Below are 19,821 nucleotides of genomic sequence, written 5' to 3'. Positions count from 1 at the left end.
ATCAGGAATGAAGCTCTTTCGTACCCATATTTATTGATATTTCAGCTATATCGGCACTATACTCCGCAATACGCCTAAGGCTTTCGGATATTGAAGCAATACGGGGCTCAATTTCTTTTTTTTCAGAAAGTATCCTGTTGGAAATTTTCTGAGACATTTTGATAGTTGCGTTAGCCCTCTTAGTGTCTACCAACTCTAGCGAAGTCATCGAGGACTTAAAAACATGAGATACATCATTTGATAGTGAAAAAATAAAATGATCTTTTGGAAGCGGTTCATCAAGTTCAAGAGCTTTGTTTGTGATACGAACCATGTGATCACCTATGCGCTCCAGATTCTTTACTACCAAACGATATCCAAGGCACTCCCGGGGTCTTGAAATTCCGAGTTTTTCAGAAAGGTTTCGATCTTCAATTGCACCTTTAATTTGCCTTACAGTTAAGAGGTAAAAACGATCCACTTCGTTATCCCTCTGCAGGACATCTTTTGCAATTTCAAAGTCACCGGTTTTTAGAGCTTCCATCACATCCTCAAGCATTGAAGTCAACAAGCCTTCCATACTTCCAATAGCTTTATGGAGTGACAGATCCCGATAATTCAAAAGGCTTTGCAAAACGAGATCATGCTTGTTTTCTTCAACAACTTCCAATCCTATCAAGCGTTTTCTGGAAGCATCCTTAATAAATTTTCTTTCGGAAGCTGAAAATCCTTTGTTTGATTGAAGAGTAATAAGATCAAATCCGACAAGATAATATGAAACCAAAATTCTAAAAGTGTCTTCAGGATCGGAGTTTTCAGGAACTTCGATCGAAGCTTTGAATTGTTTTTCTTCAGAGAGTAAATCGGAAGATATCAAAAGAGAATTATCTGACTGAGGAATAAGGTTAACAGTATCCCCCACAGACATTCCAGTATTGCGAACCCATTTTATTGGAAGGGAAACAATGTATGTTGAACCACCTGTCAATTGAATTTTTCTTTTTTCTGCCATTAATATCAGATCCAATCCAAAAATATCCAGCATGAATTCCAGCTTACGTTTCAGGAAAGTTGTATTATCCCACCCCTCTCACTTAATCGTGAAACCATACCCATATCATCAACCACTTCAAGATCAATTGTCACATTGGAATCATAAGGATTTATCAAAGAAGCTCGGGCAACTTTTCCTGTCAGATTGTAGGAATATACGAGAGTTGAATTTGTCCAGGCAGCCCAGCGATAGGAAACAATACTACCATCGTCATCAAATGATTGTGAAGCATCAAGAACCAGAACGTCCTGATAGTAGGGAGTTCCATTAACCATCCATCGCTCCGTTTCGTAATTCACACTCGCAAGAGGCACCGGAGGAGTATACGTATCTCCAAAAATGTTTATAAGGGAGGTTATAACTTCGACCTGAAGTGGCTCATTGCGTGAAATCGATGAAAGTGAATTGAAAGTTACGAAAGTGGAAGAATAATCCACCCTATAGGATGAACTGTTACTCATGCGGCCTCCTGCAAGGATAGTCATTAGAGGATCGTCACCCTCAACATCGATCGAAAAGTTACCGGTTTCCAAAACAAGGCTGTTGTTGTTTGAAACGTTATAAACTTCGATGTTGCAATCTACCGGATAATTTGCAAGTACCGGATGATTCTGAAGCTTGAAAGTGAAATTTTCAGTCATATTGCTCCAGCTACCAAGAGAAAAAGATTCAGTTGTATTAACAACGATATATTCAAAGGGAACGGACAGGGTCAGACTGCTTGTCGCCTTAATTCTGGGCCTTACTTTGGAATTGTATATTACAGGATAATCCGGATATTTCGAGTTATACTCCACATCTCCTGTGGAAGTCAACAACAAATAATTAAAAACAAAATTGTTGTTTAGTGCTATTGAAGCTATTCTGGAATCAGCAGTATTAAGGTTTAACAAAGTGATGTTCAAAGTACTCCAATGAGAACTGTTGCCAGAAGGTTGCAGTTTCAGGATACGCAACTCCTCATTTTCAACAGCAGAGATGTGCTCCTCCCTTTCCATCATTGATTTCTGGGTTTCAGAGACAAAAAGTGCAAGGCTTGCCGCAGCAGTTATGGTAATGAGAATCAGCAAAAGAGTTCCGAAAACAACGGATATTCCTTTTTCATCCCTTAGAAAGGACAGCATCTCCTTTGAAGGCATATGTACAAAATCCAATAGTCATCATATATAGCTTTTGGATGGATAATATATATACACATGTAAAATCTATAGTCTATATCGCCAAAGTATTAAAACAAAGTTGCAATACATACCCTTGATGGTACTTGCAGGAATAGGGATCAAAAAGCTTCCCTCAAGTTCAGTAATACTCATAGAAGAAGATCTTGGGACCGTTAAAAGCTTGTTTGTACAAAAAAATGCCGAAGATATGCAAAGGGAAGATAAGCAAATACTCTACCTTTCTACAACCCGTTCAAAAAAGGAAGTCTACGAAGAAATGAGCTTTTTTGATATAACTCCGGACGAAAGCAAATTCACCATCCTGGGAAATTTCAGGGATCATGTTGCCATGCTCGAAACTTTTGGCCCGGATGCACAGGTAAACAAAAAATATCACACAATCGACAGTTCCCTGGATATTAATCAAATTGACATTTGTATTTTTGATACATTCTCATTCATATTCCTCGGGGAAAGTTTTGAAACCCTTGTGAAAACAATGGAATCGCTGACAAAAATAAGCCGTAAAAACGATATGATTTTTCTGCTTACACTGGATTCCGGAGTGCTTGACCCGCACAGTGAGAACATCATAAGGGCTATGGCAGACGGCATTATCCAGTTCAAGACAAGCCATACAGGAAACAAAGTAGGACGTTACCTAAATATTCCAAAAATGAAAAACAACCTTCCCCTGGAAAAGATTATTCCCTTCAAGGTCAGTCAGGAAGGAATAATCATTGATGTAAGGGAACGTGTGGGATAACTGCAGTTATTTTTAACTTCCATCAATTACCGAAGCCATAGCTACCGCTGTGGAGTCACCTATCTGTGCCGTAATAGTATAAGCCCCGATTGAATCACCCAAAACCGGAGACACTGAAACATTACCCCCATCGTCTGTTTCCAAAACTCCTGAGACCATACCCGATGGAGCAATACTCAAATATACAAAGGTATCAGGAACGGGATTTCCATCCTTGTCAACTACCTGGAAAACCAGGGGTTCAGTTAATGTAAGACCGCCAAATCCCGACTGTCCGTCACCGGAAACAAGGTCTACGGAGTAAAGAGAGGCTGCATCCAGTGTCGGAAGAATGAGGATTGTACAAGCGATATAGCTTCCGATAATTAAAATGGCGGAATGCTTTAAGCCATGTTTTAATTCCCCTTCTGAAATTTGCCCGATGATAAGCCCGCCAAACAGGCCATTTAATAGAATCATGTGGAAAAAACCATACTGGAAGTTTATGTCGCTAAGACCAACGCCTCCCAGCATCTGGGCACCCACCCCCTGAATCATAGGCAAAAGGGAAGTGGAGAGAAGATAGGAAAGCATGATGACTATACCCTGAGCCAGATAGAAAATAATAACGTATTGTTTAAGATTTGATTCCTTTTCTCTTTCAATGGCAATTACAGCACGCATATCCTCTGATGTGCGCTGCAGAAGGTCTGCAACATTTCCCCCGGTATAAGCGGCCTGCACTACGACATTAATGTATTTGGATATCAGATTGCTGTTCATTTCTTCAGCGACGCCGCCCATAGCGTCGGAAAATGAATATCCAAGAACCATTTTTGAAGCTGCGGATTTGATGGGGCTATTCATGGAACCAAGATCGGTTTTTGCCAGATCTATTACGGCTTTGACCGGATCAATGCCCCCACGCATAAGCTCGGACATCTTGAAGAGAAATTCACTGAAAGCAACCTCCTTTTTCATTTGGTTTTTTTTCTGGAAAAAAGAATCTATTGAATAAGGAATAATCCCAATTAACAACGCATAAACCAATATATGATCCAGATTATCCCGGGCTGTCTCCTCCCCCTCTTCAGCGGGTCTTTCTTCAAGAGTAGCCGGATCAATGCCTGCTTCCTCAGCTTCCATCTGTGCGACTAAAGCTTGATAGGCAGCCTTCTTTGCATCTTCTTCGGACAGTGATCCCCCAGAGAAAGAGGAGTCCAGTTGCTGGGACGGAAAAGTATGACCGGTCATTACTGCGGAGAAGAGAATCAGGAGTGCAATTACCAAAGGTAAAGCAGCAGTGAAATATCCCCTGCGAACATCGTAGCGTAGCCGGATGAGCTGAAGATACCTTTCCATCATCATCCTGAAATTGGAACTCATACTACGCTCCCGGAATATTTCATCCACAAGAGAACCAAGAAAAGAATATTAACAAAAGGAAGAACTCCATAAACGAATACAGTAAAAAGCACTTTCGGTTCAAGGAACAGTTCTATCCCCAGTGCACTGGCAACAACAATACCCAGAATTACAAGCACGACACTCAGTACAACACCACTCAGATAGCCTTCCCCGTAAACAGCCAACGAATCAACAAATTGCTTCTGGGTAAGTTTACGCATTTTCATGAGATCTGTGGACTTGGATTCAAGATACGCTTTAAGTCCTCCACCCGATTGCATAGTATTTGTGATATCGATGCATATGGTCCGAAACATTTCAGATGAAGTATTGTGAATAAGATAGTTCATGGCGGAAATTCCGTCTTCCCCAAGCAAATCAACCCGGTAGATAACTTTCCGGAATTCCAGAGAAATACCCCCGTAATCTTCAATGGAAATACGCCTTATTACTTCGAGAGGAGTGGAGCCCGCGCTTGCAAGAATTGACATATACCCAAGTGCAAAGGGGAGCTCCTGCTCAATATTCGTATTCTTGTTTGATATTTTATTGTACAGGACAAAAGGAAAACTTCCTGCTGTAACAACGAGAGTCAGGAATGAAAGACCAAAGATATACAGGAGAGGAGAGGTGGAATTGTAGAAAAGGAATATTGAGCTTCCAAACACAAGCAACGAGGCAAGGACTGCGGTAACCCCGGCCAGTGATACAAACATTCCCGGAGTCATTTCGATATCTGCACGATATAGCATTTTGGCAATTTCATCTCGGGGCTCACGATCCACGTAGCGTCCAAAATGATAGCAAAAAACCTTGTACTTTTGAACGTATTTATCAAGAGCATTTTTTTTAATTTCATGTTCATATCCCTGATCCAGAATGTATTCCGGCTCTTTTTTTCTCCGGAAAAGTTTCATGCCACCCCACCCATAGTACTATCAGACAAATCCCGGGATTTTGTTGCGTTTCCAAGTGAATCGATATCGTCTTCAAAAGGAACATCATCCAAAGTAACTTCTTTTACCACATCTTCAATGTATTCGACTATTTCATCACCAGGAGCGGTATGAGATTTTTGTCCGCGATGCTCCTCTTCAAGCATAGCATCCTTATCCCTCGCATATCTCCGGATGGCTTTGACGACTTCTTCATAGTTCTTAATATCGTTTTTCTGCATCCAGTCAAGATGTTTGGACCGGTTCCTCATTTCCTCTTCAAGAAAATCCACCCCTATACCGAATTCTTCAGAGATGGCTTCAAACATTGCGCTTCCCCCGCTGTAAATATAAGTGTCATCGATTGGATTCCATTTAAACACAGGATTTGTAATCAAATCCCCTTTTTCAGGATCCATTTCCACGAGTTCCACAATACGCAATGCTCTGCGTATGAAGTGTTCCCCCACTTTGATCATGGAGTTGAAGATTACAACATCAAGACTTGAGAAAAGGTTGCGTGGCACATTCATCGGCTCGGATTCAACCCTTGAAAGCAATTCTTTCATTGAACCGGCGTGAATGGTACCCATACAAGGGTGACCTACAGAGATGGCCTGGAAGAGAGTGGATGCTTCCGCACCCCTTACTTCACCAACAACAATATATTCAGGACGTTGTCTCAATGCAGCTTTAAGAAGATCATATAACTCAATATCACCTGCAGATTTGCCTCCTTCTGAACCACCAAACCCGGCGCGTGTTATTGACTGAGTCCAGTTTGGATGCATGAGATTCATTTCAGCAGTATCTTCAATGGACACAATTTTGTACTCCGGACGGATAAAAGCACCCATTGCGTTAAGGGTTGTAGTCTTACCTGAAGCGGTTCCCCCTGCTGCAAGGATGGAGCGTTTATACTCAACCACTATCCACAGGTAAGCGAGAACTTCGGCATTGAAAGTACCGTAATTCATCAAGTCTACCGCAGATACAGGATTGGATTTGAAACGCCTGATGGTAAATGTAGAACCCTTTTTCGTGACTTCTTTTCCGAGGGTCAGGTTGACACGGCTTCCGTCTGCAAGGGTTGCATCCCTGATGGGCTGGAGAACGGAAATATGCCTTCCGGATGTCTGGGCCATTTTCATGACGAAGTTGTTAAGATCAATCTCTTCAAAAACAACATCGGTCCTGATTGAACCGTACATCCTGTGGTTGATATAAAGAGGCATTTCAGGGCCGTTGCAGGTAATATCTTCGATATAGGGATCATTCATCAAAATGTCAATCTGCCCGAAACCGACGTATTTTTTCAGGAGGTAGTAGAACATTTTTTCTTTCTGAAAATCGGTCATCTCCAGCCTGTAAATGTCAATAATCATTGAGAACCTGGCGCGGAGAGCTTCCCTGCGCTCATCAGGCCTGATTATAAGAATATCGGTGTTTGTCAGTTTTTCAAAGGCACTTTCGATGATTTTGAGATAGCGCATCTCGCTTTCACTCAGAGGCGGCTCATGGCATGTATATTGTAGTTCCTCCCCGTTAAATTCCACATGAGCATACTGAAAAGGAGACTGGACCTCATAAGTGATATCGACATCCCTGAAGGAAACTCCCATTTTCGGTTCTTCTACCTGACCGGTATCAAAACCCAGTCCTTCCATGTCATCGCAATCGGGTGCGAGAAAGCGTTCAATAATAGCTTCAATGCTGAATTTACCACTTTTGGGTTTTTTGGATTTGGCATCCCCTTCCAAAAGAGCTTCAGCAAATACTTTTCCCCCTTTTTGATTGTCTTTTTTTCGAAGGGAAGGCATTGAAAAGCGTCCACTATTTTCAGATTTATCCTCCTGCGGAGGATTTGGCATGCTGTTAATACCGGAATCTTCCTTTTCCGAACTCTTCTTTTGCAGAAGCTTCAGTTTAGCCAATGCGGCGCCTCCAGACTATTAGGCGGGTTGTGAAGTTAATTACCATTACAATAAAGATCAGGACAACAGCAGCTGCAAACCCCTGGGAAGGATCTATCAGATGCGGGAATTCAAAAGATTTGTACACCGTAATTGGGAGGGCAGCAATAAGATCCTGAAATGGATAAACTTTGACCCCAAAGATTAATTTTTCATTTGCAGCCACCTTAAGTTCAGGAGAGAACTGGGTGTAGCCAGCAGTCAGGATTACGACAGCAGATTCCTCGGCTGCACGTCCGATACTCAGGACAATACCGGTAAGAATCCCCGATAGTGCATATGGAAGGGTTATATCCCTGATGGTATGCCATTTGGTTGCCCCAAGAGCATAACTCCCTTCCTCAAGACTCTGGGGAACAGTATCAATTGCTTCTTCCGTTGCCCTTTCAATAACCGGAAGTATCAGGATTGCAAGTGCAATAACACCGGAAATAAGTGAGAAACCTCCGGTAACTTCCCGCATGTATATAACAATAAACAGGAGACCGAAGATCCCAAGCACAATGGAAGGTGTGCCGGAGAGAACATCAAGCATAAAGCTCAGACTTTTCACGAGCTTCTCATTAGTAGCATAGCGCTTGAGGTAAACTGCCGTGCCAATTGCAAGAGGAGTTGCAAGCAGAGGAGACAATACGGATAGCAAAACAGTACCAATCACAGCATTTGCAACACCACCCCCAAGACCTTCAACATCTGATTCTGCCGTAAAAATAAAAGCCCAACTTAAAGATGGAAGTGCCTGATGCAATATTGAACCAAGTATAGTCACAAGGGCAAGCAACGATATAATGGCACCTGCATAGGCCATTCCCTTGAATATCTTGCCTTTCAGTATCCGATTATTCATGACTGGATCACCATCCCTCTTTTACCAACATACCTTGCTGCAGCCACAAGAACGATTTCAATTGCAAAAAGAACTGCTGCAATACCGAAAAGTGCACTTCGGGGAACATCCTGTGCTACGTAAAAACCGATGTCATTAAGGATCTTGGATGTCATTGCAAAACCTGTGTCCATCAGACTGACGGGGACATTGACAGCATTCCCGAATACCATCACAATTGCCATCGTTTCCCCGATAGCACGCATCATGCCGAGGATGACGGCAGAAACAACTCCACTCGAAGCAGCCGGGAGGACAACATGTCGAATTGTTTCCCACTGCGTAGCACCTACAGCATAGGAGCCTTCCCTGTAATCATAGGGAACCGCTTTCATGGCATCAATGGAAATCGCAGTTACAGTGGGCAAGATCATTATAGTAAGAATCACTGAAGCAAGTAGCAAACCAAGTCCGAAAGAAGGAGTAACATCCCTGAAAATAGGAATGAAGCCAAGAGTAGAGGATATAAAAGGCTCTATTTGATACTGGAAAATGTTTTCCAGAACAAACAAACCGAAAATCCCGTAAACCACTGAAGGGATACCCACAAGCAATTCAATAAGGGATTTGAAGACAAATTCAACTTTTTCAGAGACAAATTCCGAAATACAGATAGCACTGAAAAGGCTCAAAGGAACCGCCATCAAGAGAGTTGTACCGGTTAATATCAAGGAACCCAGAATAAAGATCCTGATGCCAAATACATCATCAGTGTAACTCCATCGGTCGCCGGTCAGGAATGAAAAGCCTTCCTGTGCAAATATTGGATAAGCAGTATAGAATACAAAACCTACGAAAAAAGTAATAACAATTACAGTAAGCAATCCACACGAGAGGAATAAAAGGTGATGAAAATCGATTTTATTATTGGTTTTCATGTTTCTCAAAAACTACGATTCGTTTTCAAAAAAAAGATGTCCTGTGCCAGAGGACTGGCACAGAAGGGACCTTAAGTTTAGGCGAATTCAATGATAGAGAAATATCCTACTTCGTTGAAGTACTGCTTGGATGCAGGGGACATTGCAAACTGAATGTAAGACTGCTCTACTGAGCTTGGTGCACCATTGGTCAGGTAGTTGAGTGGTCTTGTAAGACCGCTATCATAGGTATCTTCACCTGCAAGGCAATCAAGGATGTTGTCCTTGGAAACAGTATAGCCTACTGGGTTGATTGCTACAATACCGTCACCTGACGCATAGAAACCATAATCTACGAAAGCGATGGAGTCATCGGTGTCTTCTACTGCTGCAAGTACACCAGAGTTACCTTCTTTGCCGATTGCTTCGGTCTCGTCAGAGTAGCCCTTTTCGTCCACCCACTTATCAAAGGTTTCTTCGGTACCACTCGCGTCACTACGCTGGAAGACTGTTACGGTTGTACCTGCTGCATCGTATGCAAGGGTTCCGTTACCATCAACAGATACTGTTACTGTACCGCCAACCACGTTGTCGTAAATGGTTTTCAGGTCTGCAGCACTAACGTTTGCACCGTCAAGACCAATTGAGGAAGCATCATTACCGATAATGACAAGTCCACTACCACCGATAGTGTGTTTCTCAAGATCGGGGTATTCTGTTACAGTGTCTACATCCTTGGATGCTGCACCGATGTCAACGATGTCCATCTGGGTTGAGGTGATACCTGCACCGGAGCCGCCGCCCTGCACGGTTACTTTAACACCTGGGTGCTCCTTCATGTATGCTTCTGCGAGGAGTTCAGAAACTGGTTGAACGGTTGAGCTTCCTGCAATGAGAAGTTCTGTCGAGGCTGCAGAGGATGCTTCTGTAGCACTTGCGTCGTCAGAAACATCGGAGGAGAATGATCCCATGATTGTACCAACACCAGCTGCACCGGCAATTGCCACTACAACAAGTACAAGGGTAGCCACTATTGGTGAAATACCCTCTTCGCTCTTAAAGAACTGTTTTAAGTCCATTTCTTTTACACCTTTATTTTATAGCATTTTGGCTTAAACAGACACACTCCAAATGGAGCCACATGGAGTTTATCTGTCCAACCCATAATAGGAGGGAGGAGTATATACAGATTGCACAATGAATACCCATATCTTCTTAATACTATGTAGATTATAATATGAATATATAGAAATCTGTAGTTGTGACAGTTAACAAAAGGAGACTCATCTGTAGAAATTTGGAAACAAGCAAATTGGAAACATTATTGATTAATAAGAAACCAAGGAGTGCACCAACCTCTTTTGGAGTCAAGTGCCTTTTGCACATGTGAAACGTGAAGAGCACAGAGAACATGGAGTGCTGAAAACTCGCAGGAAGACGGGATCAGGAACTATTTTTACCCCCCATGGTTTAATTCGTCTAAATCGCGAATCTTAGAAAGAGAAAACAGGCTTTATTTTTTCAGCAGGAAAGTGCCCACAAGGAAGCCAACAACAACTACTATAATTGCCACAACATGAAAAGAATCCTCGGCAATAGTGCCTATGGCATCACCCGCATTTCCCATAGCACCCCCGACTTCTGAAGTTGTTCCTAGTATTACACCTATGATGGAGTCTATTATACCGTCAAAAAAGTCCATAAAACCGGTCATCTGTGCCCTCGACTCATTTTCAACTGCTCCAGCAGTCCCTGTCACAGCAGTACTGGCAAGGACTATGGAAGGATCAATGGCAGATCCTTCCGTAGTCTCTTCAGAATCCTCCTCGACCCCCATCTCGGAGTTCTGTGCTTCATCGTGAATTTCTGCAGGTAGATCAAATACCCACTCCCCAAGGAAACGGTCCCAATGCTGGGATACCCATTGACCATTTTCATAGTAATCAGAGCGGACGTAACCCCAATACAGATTTCGTGCCCTGAATTCAGCTTGCGCATAAGGAAGAGATTCGATTTCACCGGAATTAAGTTCATATGAAAAACCCAGTGAAGTTGAAGGAGGCAGGAATACACCTTCAACGCTCATGGAACATGAACCATTGTTATGAACGTTAATTTCCCATTCATCAAGAGGAAGGGAACTATCTTCGATGCTTTCCTCAAGACTGCCGTCAACATAATTGCATTCTTCCGGAACACTATCCGAGACATTTATCCATGCTGCCCGATCCCCAACATTTTCCACATTCACCTTTACCAGATAAGAATCATCCTGTATCTCCAAAGTCTTAGATAAGGAAATATCAGGCCCATGAACAATAATTTTAATGGAATTGTCACTCTTCCAGTTGAAATCCTTACCAAAGAAATCCACTCTGGTTTCGAAAGGTTTGAGAGTATAGGTACCCGGAGCAGTTGGCATCAACTTATAGCTGAAAGAATAAGGAGAATCAGGGGAAATATAATCAGGACTTCCATCACCTGTTACCTCAACCGCTACAAGCTCTTCCGGAAGTTCGGACTGTAGTTCTTCCACATTCCTCACTGTATAGAGGCCTGTGGAGAAAACACCCCCATGCACCGTTACATAATCCCATAAATCTTCAGGATTTCCGCCTTCAATATACCAGGGACTAAGATCAATCTCAGCCCTGCACTCATTGCTTTCATTTGCATAATTAAAAGAGCGCGCATAAACCCTCTGAACTACGTTTAGCTCAGGATCAGTAGCCCTGAGAGTTATGTTGTCCTTAAAATCATAGTTGTAATCAAGAATGTCCCTTCCATCTGCAAGGACATGAATTGTGTAATTAAGATTGTATGGGGAGGTGGAACCATCCCATTCTGGAGCACGGGCTGTGAAATTAAAGGTCAGATCTTCATCCGCGTTTATGCAATTAAAGTCCATCGTAAGCTCAGAACCTTCCTTATTAAACTCATTTTTTTCAGTTATTGTGAACTCACCCGGATCAATCCTAAGTTCTACATCAAAAATCCGGGCACTTCCTTTATTCCTGATTTTTATGTCGAAATCCTTCTCTTCATCAGGCGCATATTGTTCAGAAGAAACATCTATTTCACCAAATTCTTCGGAGCTTGCCTCGATTTTAACCTCAAGTTCCGGGATCCCACGCCTGTCATACTCGAAAGTTGCCGAAGGTGTCTTGTCAGAATCAACCTTGATCTCTTTGAGGTACAATTTCAGTTCATAGTCGTACTCAGCAGTCCGGTAGTTATAATTATTCAGGAAGAGAATGGCATGTTCCACAACTCCAGTTTCTTCATTTGCAACGGAAATTGAAACTGATTCCGGTTCCAGCCCGGGTCCAAAGTCTTCTGCTTTTATGATATAACTAATTCCATTAACTGAAATTCTTTCAGTTTGTCCCCACTTGACAGTGACACTACCTTCATCATCCCATTGGATATCTTCATCAGGATCTTCCTGACAATCTGCAGTGCAAAGCCCACAACCTCCAATAATGATAAGAATGGAAAGTGCAACCTGCATTACCATAATAAAATTTCGGGATTTCATAGATACAATCAAAGACATCTTAGGATGAATTTCCCTCACTTTTTTTATGAGAAAGATAAATCAGGAACAGAATTCCTACGGCAATAAGAATTAGATCTCCAAACAGATCAAAACTGTTTGCCGGAGAATAAATGCATACGGAGTAGAGAGTATACATGGAGAGCAATATTCCCATTAGCAATCCAGATAGTTTACTCATAATTCGACATTCAATTTCTCTGGATATAGCTCTTGCACATAGGATATACGAGTTTAAAGTAAACCTATATACTACTATAGACTTATGCATTTTTTTGCACAATCAAGACATAACTAAGAGCAATAATGGAAACTACCACCGAAAATCGTGACATAAGAAAAACGAGATTTGAATAAGATTCATTGAGCACATACCACGAAATACCACCCAATACATGGGTCAGACTGATGCTACATATTACCAGTGCGCCAACCCAATAGATGTCAGAATCAGCCAGTTGCTTAAGAATGAAACGTCCGGCAAAGAAATAGAAAATCATTGTCACCACAATATATGGAATCAGTATGTTATGCTTCAGTGCAAACAGAAGAGTTGGACTGTATTCGTATTCTAAGATAATATCAATGCCGGAAGCTAGATAAAAAGTCAGGAAATAGTCGAGAAAAGCAGCAAAGCTCAATATGAGCGGAAAGCGATTATAGTTGCGATAAATCAATCGTAAATTCCGCAATATTGGTTGCATAATCCCTTATCCTCAAAATACTGCTAACCGGAATGGCCATGCATATGCACCCCGAATTGGCACATATGGAATCATTCTCAAAGTTATCAGACAATGGATCCTTACCTGAAAGGACGCTATTTGCAAGTTCTTTGTCAGAATATCTTAGTGAGTCATAACTTTCCCTGAAAAGTTCCTGTGCATTTCGAAGCAAGGTTTGAAGTTTTTTAGAATTATTCTCATGACATGAAAAAATCTTCATATTTTCTGCAATTCTGGTTGCATGATCTGCAATTCTCTCAATATTTTCTGCTGCAAGCCTGTAATAGAAAGCATTGATCAAATCCAGACTATCAAAAGTGGATGCTTTTTTAAGATTCAAGCGATTGATGAATTGTTTGGAGATCAACATAAAGAGGCGGTCAGCATCCGAATCACGGGAGATTATGTAATCAAAAAGTTCATGATCATTATTTTCAATTGCCCGCACCAAATCATCGATCATTGTAATAGTAATGGCATAGAGTCTCTGCAAGCCACGCTCGATAGTGAAACTATCGGAATCAAGAAGATCCTGAATAAGAACACTATCACCATTTGAATCGACGACTTCAAGTCCAATTAATTGTTCACAGATAGTAGCAACACCTACTTTGAGTTCTTTTGATATTGAGGGACCTTTTAACTCGATAAAATCGTGTCTGGCCATCAGGTAAACTCCAATCAACTCCCTTTTCATTTCTTCAATGTCATCCTTAATTTCAAGAGTTATTTTGGAAGGTTTGTCAAGAGACTTTTCTGGGATTATCACCAGAGAACCATCATCCTGAAGATTGAGAGCTACCTGAGAGCCAGCTTTTAAATTTGACTGACAGGCCCACTTTTTTGGAAGGGTCATGACATATGTTGATTTACCTGTGATCTGGATTTTTCTCATATCCATGATGAAATAGGATACAAAGGTTATAATATAAATAGAACCCTATTTTCAATCATTACACCATATTTAGATAAGAACATAGATATTTAGATGTAAAATATATATTAAAATATTTGCAGAACATTCATCAAAAGAGACATGAAAGCTCTACAGCAGTATTTTCAAAATATCGATACAGAAACAGTTAAATAACAAAATCAACAATCACATATTGTATTTCTGTGCTCGCATGGTTTTACAGATATCAATTTTTTCGTTTTTTGTCATGAGGAATACTGATGGATAATGATAAACATCTAAAAGGTACAACTACAGTAGGAATTGTTTGCACTGATGGCGTGGTTCTTGCTACTGAAAAAAGAGCAACGATGGGAAATTTCATTGCAAGCAAAACTGCTAAGAAGATCTACCAGATTGATGATCTTATGGGGATGACAACAGCAGGGTCAGTGGGTGATGCTCAGCAGCTTGTGCGTTTGATAAGCGTGGAAGCACAATTGTACAAAATGAGGCGTCAGGAGCCCATGACCATAAAAGGGATCACTACACTGCTTTCCAATATTCTCAGCGGCCAGAGATACTACCCGTTCATGGTGCAACTTTTGATCGGTGGAATTGACAAAAACGGACCTGCCGTATATTCTCTTGATGCACTGGGAGGAAACATTGAAGAAACACAAGCAGTCGCAACGGGTTCCGGTTCCCCCATGGCTTACGGAGTTCTTGAAGATCGCTATCGTGACGATATGAACGTAGATGAAGGAGTGGATCTGGCAATACGTGCTCTCCATAATGCCATGAAAAGAGATTCAGCATCCGGAAACAATATTGATGTTGTTAAAATTACAACTGAAGGATATGAAAGAATCAGTTCTGAAGAGGTCGACAAAAAACGTGAGGAATTAAATTAACCTTCACTCTTTTTTGTTAAAACCTTTTTATTTTCAATATTTTTTGATCCTGCCATAATAAAGGAAGGCTGTTTTAATGGTTATCGAAGACATACTCGAGCAATTGAAAAAGAAAATCGAGAAAAACCTGCCGCAGGGCGTTACTATATCAGAAGTCGAGTTCGAAGGTCCGCAACTTGTAATTTACACGGAAGAGCCGCGTAAATTTGCAGATGACGGAAATATCGTAAGAAATCTTGCAAAAATCCTGAGAACACGCATTGTAGTGAGACCCGATCCAAAAGTTTTAATTCCGCCTGAAGAATCAATTGGGCTCATTAAGAAAACCGTACCTGAAGAATCGGCAATTACGGATTTCCATTTTGATCCTGATGTCGGAGAAGTAATCGTTGAAGCAGAGAAGCCCGGCCTTGTTATAGGCAAACATGGCGAAACACTTCGCGAAATTACCAAGCAGGTAGGATGGACACCAAAAGTTGTCCGCACCCCACCCATAAAATCCAGGACAGTAAACAATATCCGGGAATTTATGAAGAAAAATCACAAGGAAAGAAAGGATATCCTGAAAACCGTAGGAAGGAAGATCCATCGGGAACCCACGTCCAAAGATCAATGGGTTCGTGTAACTTCACTTGGTGGGTGCAGGGAAGTGGGCAGAAGTTCATTCCTCCTTTCAACACCTGAATCAAAAGTCATGATTGATTGTGGCGTTAATGTAGGTTCCGACGACAACATGACTCCTTATCTTTACATTCCGGAAATGCAGCCATTCAAAGATCTTGATGCTATTATCCTTACTCACGCACACCTTGATCATCAGGGATTGGTTCCCCTCCTATACAAATACGGATATGAAGGACCAATTTACTGCACACCTCCAACAAGAGATATGATGGTGCTGCTACAGCTTGATTATATTGATGTAGCTGCCAAAGACGGGAAACGCATACCATATGAGTCTGCCGATGTCAGAAATGCCCTCAAGCATACCATTGTAATGGACTTTGAGGAAGTAACGGACATCGCACCCGATATTAAATTGACATTCCACAATGCAGGCCACATCATCGGTTCTGCAATTTCACACTTCCACATTGGAGACGGACTCCATAACGTAGTCATAACAGGTGATTTCAAATATGGCCCAACCCGCCTCTTTAACCCGGCAGTAAACAAATTCCCAAGAGTCGAAACGGTAATCACTGAATCTACCTATGGCGCTTCAAATTCACTTCAGCCATCCCTGAAAGATGCTGAAAGGCACCTCCAACAGGTGATTAAAAATACTGTCCAGAAGGGTGGAGTAGTGGTTATCCCTGCCTTTGCAGTGGGTAGAAGCCAGGAAGTAATGATTGTTATTGAAGAAGCCATACGCAAAGGTATCATTGATGAAATTCCGGTATATCTTGATGGTATGATCTGGGAAGCAACTGCAATTCATGCCACGTATCCGGAGTACCTGAACAATGACTTAAGGAAACTTATTTTCCAGAAAGGACAGAATCCATTCCTTTCCGAATGCTTCAAACCGGTGGATTCCAATGAACTCAGGCAGAAAATAATTAACGAGCCGCATCCATGCGTCATTCTTGCCACATCAGGTATGATGAGTGGTGGGCCGGTAATCGAGTACTTCAAGGCATTTGCACCGGGTGAAAACAACACACTGATTTTCGTAGGATATCAGGCTGATGGAACTCTTGGAAGACGCATCCAGAAAGGATGGAAAGAAATTCCAGTATCCTCCGGAAGAGGCGGAACTGAAACCGTTGAGATGAATATGAATGTCGAAGTAGTCGACGGATTCTCAGGGCACTCCGACAGGAGACAACTCATGGAGTACTTCAAGAGGATGCGTCCACAACCAGAGCGGATTTTTACAGAGCATGGCGACGAGAGATCATGTGTTGATCTTGCAAGCTCCCTCTACAGGAAAAGAAAAGTTGAAACCCGCGCATTAACAAATCTTGAGACCGTCAGACTGGTCTAAACAATTAAAGCAGGCTATAGAGATACCGAAGTAATTCGCTATGGTCTGCGACAATTATATCCGCTTTTTTCAGAGTTGCAGGATCTACATAAGTTGGCACTGCAATGCAAAAAGCACCTGCGTTTTTGGCTGCTTCAACGCCTAAAGGGGCATTTTCAACAATTACACATCTTTCAGGAGAGACATCCAGCATACCCATGGCTTTTAAGAAAGGATCCGGGGCTGGCTTGCCATTCAGAACATCTGAACCGGATATGACCACATCAAATGTTTCCGGATAAAAACTGGCAACCAACTCGTCCACAATTTTCCTGGTAGAACCTGAAACTAAAGCAAGACTGTATGTGGATTTGAGGTCATTAAGACATTGCTGCATACCAGCAAAAGCCTTTGACTTATCAAATTCAAAAAACAGTTCACGTTTCCTGTCAGCAATTGAATCTATTTGATCTTCAGACGGAGTCATGTCATTGCCCGAAAAAATGCGCTTGATTACACCAATGTGATTTGACCCTTCAATATCGTATATTTGCTCGGGAAGCATATTTACACCGACTTCTGCAAATGCTTCAACCCATGCAGCTGCATGATAGGGCATAGAGTCCACCAAAACACCATCAAAATCAAAAATTATTGCCTTAATTTCTTGGGGAAAAAAGTCACGCAAGGACATGGTGTGAGTGATGAATTGCTTGTTATTAAAAGTTTCTCGAAAGGGTTATAATCCTACAGAATCAATAATGATATGGTGATTTTGTATGTCAAAATTCAATAAAAGGGATACTGAGAGAAAAGGTATGAAGAAGAGTGAGGGACTGGAAGAAAAACTTATTCAGGAAAATCTTGATGACCTGGCATCCGAAAGCACCGAACTTCTGGAATAAGCATGAAAATTAAGACAGAAGAAATACCAGGAAATAAGATTCAAGAGATTGAGATTTCTGAAGGGAGTACTTATGAGGATGTACTCCTAAATCTGGAAATAAATCCAGAGACTGTGCTATTATTGAACAATGGTCAAGCGGTTCCCCTAGACGGAACCGTTGCGCCAGGAAGTATAAAAATTTTGCACGTAGCCCTTGGAGGATAATTAATCCTTTGAAAGGGCTTTTAATTTATCAATTATTCGAAGGCGTGCTTCGTTTTCCTCGCGAACCTGATGTTCAAAATGTGCAACAATTTTATCCACTGGAATTGAAAGACTGTATATTTTAGTAGGCCTGCCTTTGCCGCTTACTTTCTTGTTACTTTCTTCAATCCAGTTATTTTTACGCATAGCTCGCATAGCGACACTTACTTCAGGCTGCCTCAATCCCGTATTCATCTCAATGTCAAGGGAAGAAGCTTCATTTACACTTTTCAGGTAAGCAATTGTCGTTGCGAGATTTCGGGAGACCCCCAAGTCTCGAAATGCTTCAATTATATCTTCTTTAGAATCGTCTGTTCGGTTCATGTATACCATCTCGTACCACACAAGTATAGTCCACAATAATTGGCTAATAAATATTATACGACGGGGATATAATTAAACTTTACTATTGTAATAAGTCCAATTTATTAAAATCGAATAATTAGAAATACAACATATATTCCATTAAATTACCCGCCAGACCAATAATTCGCATCTCAAGCTCCCGCAGGGAAGAAAAGCGTCCCACATCGTTTTCCAGGAAAATGTTGGTACGGATAAGTTTGCCGAAAGTATCGTCGTTTCCACTTTTAAGCCGAAAAATTGTCGACCTGCAGGGTATTCGACAGGAAATCATCACATCATCCCTATCCCCGTCCGTAATACCTATGAGAGGAATACCATAGCCGGAAAGAATTTCTGAGGCTACCAATGTAGTATCATCACCAACTGTTACAATTGCATCATAACCTTCCACTAGCCTATCAAAAAGCCTTTCAGCATTGTGATCTATCAGAAGAACAGTCCACTTATCTTTCACATCTGCCTCAGGATAATTCCCGCATGTCCGAAGCATGCCGGAAACAGGGCATCGCAAAGGGCCACTTTTCACCCATATTTTTTGCTCATCAAGTGGAAGCAAAAGGTCATAGCCATGAACTTTTTCAACCCCGTGTTCACGCATCTCAGCGCCAACAATATCGACAATGAAACCATTTTCAAAAACCAATGCAACGTCTTCCGAAAATGCCCGACCTACCACGATACCGTTGACCATTATCAATTCGCCCGGAAGCACAATTGCGACTTTCCTGTATGTCCTGTTGCCTTCCCGGAGAATGTTCTGCCACGCACTCGACGATTCCCTATCAAGAGGCATTTGAAGCAGAGAAGAAAGCTTTTCCGGGAAGGTATTCTCGAAATTCCCCCTTGCGATGACTTTACCATCCGCCAACCCGGGCCTTTCTATCTGGATAAAGGGAACGGATATCCTGGAAGAGATTATCTTTCCAAAGGATGTGCCACTTTCGATAGTCTTGCCAGTATTGAGAAGTACAACATAATCACATTGCGATGACAGGCTCCCTATAGCTTCGCTTGGTTTAAAGTTCCGGCTGACATCGACATTTTGAAGTGCTGCTTCTCGCACAGCCACGCGACACATTGTTCCCACTGCAACTGCAAAAACATCGAATTTAGAACGGAGCGTTGATAGAAGCTCTCCGGCCTGACCGCTGTCGACAACCTCAGGCCCATGAATAACAATTCCAACTTTCACTACCCCAATTTGAGAAATTAATCATATTAGTAGTTTAAGAAGAGATGATAGGTTCGTA

19 protein-coding genes are annotated in these 19,821 nt (G+C 41.8%); 5 read left to right on the top strand and 14 right to left on the bottom strand.

All coding sequences use genetic code 11. The annotated features are described in order from the left end of the window. Nucleotide 1: 1 nt before the first annotated feature. Together J2755_RS01860 and J2755_RS01855 are read right to left on the bottom strand one after the other, a co-directional pair. Nucleotides 2–991, bottom strand: coding sequence for a phosphate signaling complex PhoU family protein (locus J2755_RS01860; RefSeq protein ID WP_209678860.1), 990 nt, complete (start codon nt 989–991; stop codon nt 2–4). Between the two features lie 50 nt (nt 992–1,041). Beyond that, nucleotides 1,042–2,172, bottom strand: coding sequence for an archaellin/type IV pilin N-terminal domain-containing protein (locus J2755_RS01855; RefSeq protein ID WP_209678858.1), 1,131 nt, complete (start codon nt 2,170–2,172; stop codon nt 1,042–1,044). 118 nt (nt 2,173–2,290) lie between these two features. On the opposite strand from J2755_RS01855, the gene J2755_RS01850 reads away from it, so the two are divergent. Beyond that, nucleotides 2,291–2,959: an RAD55 family ATPase gene (locus J2755_RS01850; RefSeq protein WP_209678856.1), complete on the top strand. Its 669-nt coding sequence runs from the start codon at nt 2,291–2,293 to the stop codon at nt 2,957–2,959. 12 nt (nt 2,960–2,971) lie between these two features. Here J2755_RS01850 and J2755_RS01845 read toward each other — a convergent pair whose 3' ends face one another. The 9 genes from J2755_RS01845 to J2755_RS01805 form a co-directional block, all read right to left on the bottom strand. After that, nucleotides 2,972–4,324, bottom strand: a complete 1,353-nt coding sequence (locus J2755_RS01845; RefSeq protein WP_209678854.1) for a type II secretion system F family protein — start codon at nt 4,322–4,324, stop codon at nt 2,972–2,974. After that, nucleotides 4,321–5,262 carry a type II secretion system F family protein gene (locus tag J2755_RS01840; protein WP_209678852.1) on the bottom strand — a complete coding sequence of 314 codons (942 nt, stop codon included), beginning with the start codon at nt 5,260–5,262 and terminating at the stop codon, nt 4,321–4,323. The genes J2755_RS01845 and J2755_RS01840 overlap by 4 nt, the downstream gene beginning before the upstream one ends. Next, nucleotides 5,259–7,214 carry a type II/IV secretion system ATPase subunit gene (locus tag J2755_RS01835; RefSeq protein ID WP_245312600.1) on the bottom strand — a complete coding sequence of 652 codons (1,956 nt, stop codon included), beginning with the start codon at nt 7,212–7,214 and terminating at the stop codon, nt 5,259–5,261. Before J2755_RS01835 ends, J2755_RS01840 begins: the two co-directional genes overlap by 4 nt. Next, nucleotides 7,207–8,100 (bottom strand): phosphate ABC transporter permease PstA, encoded by an 894-nt coding sequence (pstA, locus tag J2755_RS01830; RefSeq protein WP_209678849.1) that lies wholly within the window; start codon nt 8,098–8,100, stop codon nt 7,207–7,209. The genes J2755_RS01835 and pstA overlap by 8 nt, the downstream gene beginning before the upstream one ends. Beyond that, nucleotides 8,097–9,017, bottom strand: a complete 921-nt coding sequence (gene pstC / locus J2755_RS01825) for a phosphate ABC transporter permease subunit PstC (RefSeq protein ID WP_209678847.1) — start codon at nt 9,015–9,017, stop codon at nt 8,097–8,099. Before pstC ends, pstA begins: the two co-directional genes overlap by 4 nt. Before the next feature lie 77 nt (nt 9,018–9,094). Continuing rightward, nucleotides 9,095–10,075, bottom strand: coding sequence for a PstS family phosphate ABC transporter substrate-binding protein (locus J2755_RS01820; protein ID WP_209678844.1), 981 nt, complete (start codon nt 10,073–10,075; stop codon nt 9,095–9,097). A 434-nt stretch (nt 10,076–10,509) separates the two neighbouring features. Then, on the bottom strand, nt 10,510–12,513 hold the full coding sequence (locus tag J2755_RS01815) for a hypothetical protein (protein WP_209678841.1): 2,004 nt from the start codon (nt 12,511–12,513) through the stop codon (nt 10,510–10,512). A 302-nt stretch (nt 12,514–12,815) separates the two neighbouring features. After that, on the bottom strand, nt 12,816–13,193 hold the full coding sequence (locus tag J2755_RS01810; protein ID WP_209678838.1) for a hypothetical protein: 378 nt from the start codon (nt 13,191–13,193) through the stop codon (nt 12,816–12,818). 16 nt (nt 13,194–13,209) lie between these two features. Then, nucleotides 13,210–14,178, bottom strand: coding sequence for a phosphate uptake regulator PhoU (locus J2755_RS01805; protein ID WP_209678835.1), 969 nt, complete (start codon nt 14,176–14,178; stop codon nt 13,210–13,212). Between the two features lie 275 nt (nt 14,179–14,453). Here J2755_RS01805 and psmB point away from each other — a divergent pair, with 275 nt between their 5' ends. Both psmB and J2755_RS01795 read left to right on the top strand, forming a co-directional pair. Next, nucleotides 14,454–15,086 carry an archaeal proteasome endopeptidase complex subunit beta gene (psmB, locus tag J2755_RS01800; protein WP_209678832.1) on the top strand — a complete coding sequence of 211 codons (633 nt, stop codon included), beginning with the start codon at nt 14,454–14,456 and terminating at the stop codon, nt 15,084–15,086. A gap of 76 nt (nt 15,087–15,162) precedes the next feature. Next, on the top strand, nt 15,163–17,076 hold the full coding sequence (locus tag J2755_RS01795) for a beta-CASP ribonuclease aCPSF1 (RefSeq protein ID WP_209678829.1): 1,914 nt from the start codon (nt 15,163–15,165) through the stop codon (nt 17,074–17,076). 4 nt (nt 17,077–17,080) lie between these two features. Here J2755_RS01795 and J2755_RS01790 read toward each other — a convergent pair whose 3' ends face one another. After that, complete coding sequence (locus J2755_RS01790) at nt 17,081–17,749, bottom strand: HAD family hydrolase (RefSeq protein WP_209678826.1); 669 nt, start codon at nt 17,747–17,749, stop codon at nt 17,081–17,083. Nucleotides 17,750–17,834: 85 nt separating this feature from the next. Here J2755_RS01790 and J2755_RS11400 point away from each other — a divergent pair, with 85 nt between their 5' ends. After that, nucleotides 17,835–17,960, top strand: coding sequence for a hypothetical protein (locus J2755_RS11400; RefSeq protein ID WP_280954355.1), 126 nt, complete (start codon nt 17,835–17,837; stop codon nt 17,958–17,960). A gap of 2 nt (nt 17,961–17,962) precedes the next feature. Continuing rightward, entirely contained in the window at nt 17,963–18,166 is a 204-nt protein-coding gene (locus tag J2755_RS01785; RefSeq protein WP_209678823.1) for a MoaD/ThiS family protein, read from the top strand. On the opposite strand, the gene J2755_RS01780 is transcribed toward J2755_RS01785, so the two are convergent. Next, nucleotides 18,167–18,538, bottom strand: coding sequence for a transcriptional regulator protein (locus tag J2755_RS01780; RefSeq protein WP_209678820.1), 372 nt, complete (start codon nt 18,536–18,538; stop codon nt 18,167–18,169). A gap of 109 nt (nt 18,539–18,647) precedes the next feature. Next, nucleotides 18,648–19,763, bottom strand: a complete 1,116-nt coding sequence (locus tag J2755_RS01775) for a DUF2117 domain-containing protein (RefSeq protein ID WP_209678817.1) — start codon at nt 19,761–19,763, stop codon at nt 18,648–18,650. Nucleotides 19,764–19,821 lie beyond the last annotated feature (58 nt).

This window comes from Methanohalophilus levihalophilus, from assembly GCF_017874375.1.
Classification (GTDB): Archaea; Halobacteriota; Methanosarcinia; order Methanosarcinales; family Methanosarcinaceae; genus Methanohalophilus; species Methanohalophilus levihalophilus.
The sequence above is the reverse complement of the archived record's forward strand: the minus strand, read 5'-3'. Positions and strand labels throughout refer to the sequence as shown.